A 7947-nucleotide genomic window follows, 5' to 3' on the forward strand; every position below is an offset into this window, starting at 1 on the left:
GGATTAAAGCCTAATGGAATATTTACAAGTGAAGATGCTAAATCATACAAACCAAGAAAAGAACTTTTTCAGTTTGCACTAAATAGTACAGGCTTGTCTGCTGAACAAGTGGTACATATTGGTGATTCGTTGAGTAGTGATATTAAAGGAGCTTCGGCAGTTGGAATAAATGCAATATGGATAAATCGCAGTAAAAGGGAAATTCCGAACGGAGTTACTGCCGTTGAAAATTTATTAGAGGTATATAATACAGATTATTTTAATTGAGATTTATACTATTAAATCAGTAAGTATAAATAAATGAAACTTTCAGTTTGTAGGGATGATAAAAATTCCTATTTCTCGAGTCAAAGGTTTGGTGATTAATATGAATGTAGGAAACAGATTATTGCTAGTGAAATATAAGGAACGACGCAAAATGGAACTTTCTGAGAATATGCTTGGAAATGGACGATATGTAGTAAAGTTTGGGGGTAAACAATATCAGTATGTCGGTTATCATAGGGAAAAAGGGTATCTGATAATATGCTCGGCCTTTCTCGAAGAAGGGTTTACTATTGGGAGAGAATTTAAGCATGAGATACCTATAATAAAAAATATGAATTACGATTTGAATGATGATTTGTATTATAAGAAAGTTATGCCTGAAGAAATAGAAGACGTTTATTATGTATTTGTAATGGAAAAGTATTGTGGGTATAGATGCGAAATTAGAAAACAATCGGAGGGCACTTTTTCCGTTTTTATTACCGGGGACGAAAAAGAAGATAGTAATCTGCTAAATCTAGGATTTAAAAGTGAATTAGATGCAGATCATCCATGGCATGAATATTATTGGTATAAAAAGGAAATTGATTCCATTGATGATGATAACGTGCAAATTACAGCAATTAAATCTTATATGCCACAGGATGTTGATGAACCATTTGCTTCAATGAAGAGAAAAGAATATAGCACTAGCACGGAGTTGAAAATTGATGTGAAAGCTATTTATAGAACAATTGCGAAAGAACTAAAAGATTTAGTGTAGGCACTGAAAATTGAAATTTTATCTTTGCAAGCGAGACGACAACTTTCAGTTTCATGTTGCTTTTAATAATTGAATATTGAATGATTTTACATAGCCGTTAAGGAGTAATTTTTGCTCCCTAGCGGCTTATTTTATTTTTCAAAGTAGGAGGTGAGAAAATTGAAAATTAGAAAGGTTGATGACAAACCGATGGTCATTCACACCAAGGAGAAAGCCAAGATTCATGCCCACGAACCAAAGGGAGCCAAGATTAAAGGCAGCAACATCTATACAGTAGAGAGAGGTCCTAAGACTATCGGTGCAAAGGTATCTGATGATAAAAAGAAGTCCTATCGCAAGAGTACCATTCATCAGTCGGAGCCGAAGAATAAGGGACTATCAAGATTTAAGCGAAACCTTAAAGAATCCAACACTTCCATCAAGACCAAGAACACGAATCTTCACATTGCAGGAAGAACTGGAGCACTTGCAGCCGGGGCAGTAACAGAGCAGGTGGAAGGCGGTCAGGAGGTATCGCAGGCAGCATATCTTGCATATGAAGCAAGCCGCCCTGTTACCGGAACTGCTTCTAAGGGTGCAGCACTTTTCAGGAAAAAGGCGGCAGTCGAGGCAAAGAAGCGAATCAAGAAGGTAGAGGCAGGAAAGAAGCTGGCAAAAAAGACAGCAAAGAAAGCTACCAAAGATACTGCTAAGGCGGTAGCTAAAGAGACAGCAAAAGAAACAGCCAAGACAACTGCCAAGGTTGCAACAAAAACTGCGACAAAGGCAGCTGCTACGGCGGCAGGAACAGCGGTTGCACCGGGAGTTGGTACTGCAATCGGCATGGCAGCCGGATATGCTGCAGGTGTGTCCATAGAGGTCAAGGATGAAAAAATGACCAACCGGAGCAGGAAGATAAAGTACTTTCTGGATAAGATGAAAGCACAGGAGAATCAGACGGATAGCGTGGCAAAGCTGGTAAAGGATCTGATTGTGCGAAAAGCGATTACCTGGGTAAAGGCAGTTGCACCGATTATAGGATTGGTGCTTTTATTACTTGTTCTTGTAGTTGCCATGATTGCTGTTCCGGTTATAGCGGTGATAGCAATCCTTTACAATTCTCCATTTGCTTTATTCCTGCCACCACTTGAATCAGGAGATACAGTACAGACAGTAACGAGTGCCTATGTGCAGGAGTTTAACCGGGATGTGAACACGAAAGTGAATGAACATACCGGATATGACATTGGAGAGCTTGTCTATGTGGATTATGAAGGTATGGAAGAAAACCCAAGCAATTACTATGACATCATGGCTGTCTATATGGTCAAGCATGGTGTCGGAGATACTGCAACAGTCATGAATGACACTTCAAAAGGCTGGCTGCAGGCAGTAGTAAATGATATGTGTTCATACACCACAAGCACCGGAACAAAGGATGTGGAAGAAACAGATGCAGACGGCAATGTGACTACTGTCACGAAGTCTGTTCTGTATGTGAATGTAACGCTGAAATCGTACAGGGATATGATTTCAGTCTATGGGTTTAACTCTGATCATGTGGAAATGCTTGAGCAGATCATGAGTCCGGAGTTTATGGGACAGCTTGGATATGCAGGAAGCGGAAGTGGCGGCGGAGGCGGAAGTCCGGGAGTAAGCTCCATGACTGAGGATGAAATCAATGCCATCCTAAACGAAATTACAGACAGCAGGCAGAAAACAGTCTGCTCCTATGCACTACACAGAGTTGGTTTTCCTTATAGTCAGGATTTAAGAGACAGCGGTAACTATTATGACTGCAGCTCCTTAGCCTATTATTCGTGGAAGGATGCATGTGTGGATATTAGTTACGGCGGTGCAACTACAGCGGCAGCGGAGGCACAGGGACTGGATGAAGCCGGAAAGACAGTCTCCTTTGATGAGTTACAGCCGGGAGACCTAATCTTTTATAGTTTTACAAGCAATGGAAGATATAAGAACATCAGCCATGTGGCAGTATATGTCGGAAATGGCAAAGTGGTAGAGGCACTTAATGAAAGTTTTGGTGTGGTTTACCGGGATGTGGCAAGCACAGGAAAGATTGTTGTGATAGGAAGACCATAACAGGAAATTTGCAGAGAGGGCATAGTCCCTCTCTGAGACTGGAGGTAAGAATGGATTTAAAAGATATGATACTGGTAACAGAAAACGACAGGGGAACAGAGACAAATATGCTGATGACTCTGGATGATTATAAGAGTTTTATAGCAGTTGATGACATGTCAGAGCTTGCAGAAAATTTGTTGCAGCTTGGAAGGACACTTGGTGAAGCAGATAACTTCACAGAGTATTACAGGGCAGCAAATGTAACTGTATCTGCGAGATTCTGTCTGGATGATATTCAGTTGGGACACTTTCTTCAGGGATTTTATAACGATTCCAAAGAATTTCGGTTTGATAAAGAAGCCAGTTCTTATGAATGTGTTGCAAAGCTTAAGGAGATTGGAATGACCGATAAGGGTTGGGTAGATGATTTTAACCTGCATTATGAAATGGAGAACCGCTCATTTGAAAGGGGACAGACATTTCATAACTTCAATGACCATGATTACATGGTGCTTGAAGCATTATCACCAAGGAATCTTGTGGTGATGGATATGAAGTCAGGTTCCCTTACAATCGCCCTTGGTGCGACAGAGTATAAGCGTTATCCGAAGGATGAGAAGCCTACAAAGGACAATACCACAATCGGGGTATCGTGGGAGCATGGCATTTATCTAGGTTCCACACTTTCAACTACAAATTTCAAGGCATACAAGAGGGAGTATGGCACACCGGAAAAGATAGAGGATATATATGATTACAGGGCAAAGCTAAAGCAGAAGTTCTATTTTTATCAGGATATGTCAAAGGATGATGATGTACCAAAGAAGCTGCAGAATGACTTCCTTCACCAGATGTATGAGGATTTTGGAACGATTGAAGAGGACTGTTTTTACGACAGGCTGGAAGATGGAAAGTACGATGAAGGCTTTAAGGAAAGACAGGTAAAGGAAGAAAAGAGCCGGTGATGAGATTTTTACAGGAGGCGATATCATATGGAACAGGAATTTGATGTTGAGATAAAAGAAGTGCTTTCACGAGTACAGAAAGTAAAGGCAGAGTCGCTTGACGATGCCATCAATAAGGCAATGGATATGTATTATGCAGAGCAGATAGTCCTTGGAGCAGAGGACATGAAGGGAGTTGATTTTGCGCCTATCAGCGAAGGTCAGCTCCCTTCTTCATTAAAAGAAAACGGAGGAAGAGCAAGATGAAAAGTGATTCAACAACAGTAATTAAGAATATGGAGTTTTTAGTAAAGGAACTTCATAAGGAGTGGGACAGATCGGGTGCTTCTAAGGCATCCGTTATTATTTCCATTGAGGAAGTAGATGGTATCAATGATAAGATAAAAGAGATTATCTATCAGACACAGAAGTCAGTCGATGAGGATGAGCTGACCTTTAAACAGAGCATTGCAAAGTCCAAGGAGTGCTATGTGCTTCTTCGTGTGGTGCGTAAGATTGCAAAGAAAAAGGATAAATGCGAAAAACAGGCAATCGACAATGAATTTGCAATCGAGCTGGATAAGGATGAGTTAAAGGTATTGAAGGGATTATTTGCAGAGATGTTTAAGTAGAGGAGGACAAAGGTATGGGCGTTGATATGAAGGTCAAAGCGATATACGATTCTGAGATTGGTAACATCACAAGATCAGAAAAGAACTGGAAGGATGTGTTAAAGGTCGCAGGTCAGTTATACCGCTATGAATTTGACAATATCGTTATGGTAACAGCGCAAAGACCTCCGGAAAAAAGCACACTCATGGCAGATTATGATACCTGGAAAAAGGTGGGAAGATATGTAAAGCGTGGTGCGAAAGGCTGCGCTATCTTCCCGTCAAGGGCACTGAATCCACGCATGAGATATATCTTTGATATCAGTGATACCGGAGGGAAGAATGTCAAACTGACATGGAACCTTGATGGAGAAAATCTTAAGGATTATGTTGATTTTCTTGTATCAGAAGGTCAGATTGAGCAGTACGATAATGGCGACAGAGAGACTCTAAAAAATATACTAAAACAGTTTACAGGAACAAATGTTTGGATTATAATAAAAGAAGAGTTCGGAGATCGAATGACCGAGCTAATGCAGCTATCAGGTAGTGTGATAAAGGAAGAAAGTAAGAAACGCAATGGCTTACAGCAGGAAACGGACATGGAGCAGCTGGTATATGCAAGTGTCATGTATGCTGTAGGGACGAGATGCGGATTTGACTTATCTGTGCAAGAACAGGATTTTAGTCAGATCGTAAATATCAAAGACGAAGAGATAATTTACCGTCTTGGTTCCATTGTATGCGATGTCTCCTGTAGTGTTCTTAGAGAATTTAGTCGTAACTTAAAGGCAATCGAGAGCGAAAGGAGAATTGGATATGTTAGAAGAAATGACTTACAAGGAAGTGGACGGACTGCTTTATCCGCAGATAGAGATGCCGGACGAGACGGAGGATCTCACGAAGCTGGGCAAATACGGAAGGATGGCGATGAACTATCTAAAGGAGAACGAGCCGGCAAGATACAAGACGCTGATGAGATTCGGGAAGATGTACGAGAAGATGTCAGCGGTAGAGGAGGAAGCGAACCAGCTGTACGACCAGCTGGAGATGCAGTATCTGGCGAAGCACAAGCCACAGAATCCGTCATCGACAATGGAGATGTGGAAGATAAGAGAGCAGGCGAAGATGCAGGCAGAGGAAGTGGTACTGAATCAGATAGTGATGCGATTCCACTAGAATCAGATGATACAGAACTGAATAGGGAACTTGATGAAATCAATTCATTGGGTGTTAGTAAGGAAGCCGAATATACACAGGCTTCCTTTTTTTTCGACCAGAATGGGCAGGCAAGTTTTGGTGTGAAGCAGCCGGAGGAAACCAGACACAATGAATTTATGCGTCAGTTCGAGGAAGATAAAAAGGCTGCCCTTGCCGGAAAATATAATTACCTTAATCCGAAAAAGGCGGAAAGTGTACCAAGTGAGTATGTAAAAGAGATACTTATGAGAGGAACTGGCTTTGTCGGTGGAAAAGGCAGGGTGTGTGAAATCTATCAGACAGAGATAGACGCAGGAACCAGAGCAAAGCGTATCAAGGCAGAGTATGGTCAGGGTGGTGCAAGCTGGCCGCTTGACGGTCTGGGCTTGCACGGGTATGACACATTTCACGGTTCGGGACTTCGTATCCAATGGAAAGATGAAGATGGAGAAGTAGAAGGATATGTTTCGTGGAAGAATGTCGAAAAGGAAATCGGTGTGCTTATCCTTACCGGGGAATACCAGCCGGAAAGACCTCGTATTGATGAGCTTGCTATGGACGGACTTCGTGAAGATGATGAAGTCATTGACGCAGAATACCGTGAAGTCGATACGCAGGAGGAGAAATCAGAGATTGATGATTATGCAATTCCTGATGAGCCTGACAGTTATGCCGTAAACAGGGAGGCGGCTGAGTTAAAGTATATCAAGCCGATTGATTATGCAAAGCGTGTGGCAGAAATGGATGAAGATTTGAGAGATGCCATTGAGATACTTGTGTCGGAATGTAGCTGTTACACACCATTCCGTGCTTTCCTTATGGACGTGGTGCAGTCGGATTTTGCATTTATGCCGAATAAGCTGGAGCTTATCAGTGATATAGCTATGGGAAATGTAGAGGGTGAGCGAAAGGCATACTGCAATAATCAGTATGGGCTTACCGAATACACTTTAAGCAGTGTAGATGTGAAAGTAAGCTATAAAAACAGAAATGGAGAGAGAGTAGAGGATACCGTATCGTGGCGTGATGTCTATGAAATCTTATCCTATATGGTAAAACAGCCATTCTACTGTGGAGAGGATCAGAAAGCAATCTATCAGACCATAAAAAATAAGATTGACAGGGAAACAATGAATCCTGTTTACCGCAGGTTCTTTGATATTGAGGACAGTATAAGACAAAACCGTCTTGAGAACAGGGAACGTGCGATTGCAAATGGCTGGAATACCAAGATTGACGCAGACGGTCATATAATTTCTGATGATAAGAAAGTATTAGCCGATATTTCACAGAATGATACCGAACCACAGGAGGCTGCCACTGAAACACCTGTACCGGAAGTATTACCGCCAGTGGAAGGTGAGAGTGGAAAGGAAAAACCACAAAAACAGCCTAAAATCAATTTCCACTATAACCTGTGGGAAACAGAAAAGGGCGGTGCAAAGACCAGATACCAGTGGAACATTGACGCAATCCGTACACTAAAGCAGATTGAAGCAGAAAACAGACTTGCAACACAGGAGGAGCAGGCTGTTTTATCAAAGTTTGTCGGCTGGGGTGGTTTGTCACAGGCATTTGATGAGAATAATGCAGCGTGGAGCAAAGAGTATGCAGAGCTGAAAGAGCTTCTTTCTGATGAGGAATACAGTGCGGCAAGAGCAACTGTAAATAATGCCTTTTATACTTCACCTGAGATTGCAACGTGTATTAACTCCGCACTTGTGCAGTTTGGGTTTAAAGGCGGAAATGTCTTGGAGCCTTCTATGGGTATCGGCAATTTCTTCGGAAGTATGCCAGCACCAATGCAGCAAAGTAAGCTGTACGGAGTGGAGCTGGACAGCATATCGGGAAGGATTGCAAAACAGCTTTACCAGAATGCCAATATCAGCATTACGGGATTTGAAAACACCACATATCCGGATAACTTCTTTGATGTTGTTGTGGGAAATGTGCCGTTTGGTGTAAATGATACTATAAGAATGTACATTTAATGGAAAATAAAAATGTACAATCCATACTGATGTGATACCATTTCCATGGAGGTGATTCTCATTGGAAATGTCACTAATCACTCAGTTAAAAATCTTAAAATTGAGTA

The 7947-nt window shown here is 41.6% G+C and carries 6 protein-coding genes and 1 pseudogene; all 7 read left to right on the forward strand.

What is annotated here, in order from left to right; all coding sequences use genetic code 11:
• Positions 1–267 (forward strand): HAD family hydrolase (locus tag J6I68_RS00415; protein ID WP_292216291.1); only part of this gene is annotated, 267 nt, incomplete at its 5' end.
• 151 nt (positions 268–418) lie between these two features.
• Positions 419–1030, forward strand: coding sequence for a hypothetical protein (locus J6I68_RS00420; RefSeq protein WP_147348926.1), 612 nt, complete (start codon positions 419–421; stop codon positions 1028–1030).
• A gap of 189 nt (positions 1031–1219) precedes the next feature.
• Entirely contained in the window at positions 1220–3112 is a 1893-nt protein-coding gene (locus J6I68_RS00425) for a C40 family peptidase (RefSeq protein ID WP_292216303.1), read from the forward strand.
• A gap of 50 nt (positions 3113–3162) precedes the next feature.
• Complete coding sequence (locus J6I68_RS00430; protein WP_117922626.1) at positions 3163–4059, forward strand: hypothetical protein; 897 nt, start codon at positions 3163–3165, stop codon at positions 4057–4059.
• Positions 4060–4086: 27 nt separating this feature from the next.
• Positions 4087–4305 (forward strand): DpnD/PcfM family protein, encoded by a 219-nt coding sequence (locus J6I68_RS00435; protein WP_117715684.1) that lies wholly within the window; start codon positions 4087–4089, stop codon positions 4303–4305.
• Positions 4302–4670 (forward strand): hypothetical protein, encoded by a 369-nt coding sequence (locus J6I68_RS00440; RefSeq protein ID WP_118540719.1) that lies wholly within the window; start codon positions 4302–4304, stop codon positions 4668–4670. Before J6I68_RS00435 ends, J6I68_RS00440 begins: the two co-directional genes overlap by 4 nt.
• Positions 4671–4684: 14 nt before the next feature.
• Positions 4685–7810: pseudogene (locus tag J6I68_RS00450) on the forward strand (helicase-related protein); the annotation flags it as partial.
• Between the last annotated feature and the right edge of the window lie 137 nt (positions 7811–7947).

Origin of the sequence: Butyrivibrio sp. (genome assembly GCF_017940685.1) — a bacterium.
Taxonomy (GTDB): Bacteria; Bacillota; Clostridia; order Lachnospirales; family Lachnospiraceae; genus Butyrivibrio.

Coding starts and splice junctions, on each gene's coding strand:
- J6I68_RS00435 (WP_117715684.1), top strand. CDS start 4,087: ATGGAACAGGAATTTGATGTTGAGATAAAAGAAGTGCTTTCACGAGTA.
- J6I68_RS00420 (WP_147348926.1), top strand. CDS start 419: ATGGAACTTTCTGAGAATATGCTTGGAAATGGACGATATGTAGTAAAG.
- J6I68_RS00440 (WP_118540719.1), top strand. CDS start 4,302: ATGAAAAGTGATTCAACAACAGTAATTAAGAATATGGAGTTTTTAGTA.
- J6I68_RS00430 (WP_117922626.1), top strand. CDS start 3,163: ATGGATTTAAAAGATATGATACTGGTAACAGAAAACGACAGGGGAACA.
- J6I68_RS00425 (WP_292216303.1), top strand. CDS start 1,220: ATGGTCATTCACACCAAGGAGAAAGCCAAGATTCATGCCCACGAACCA.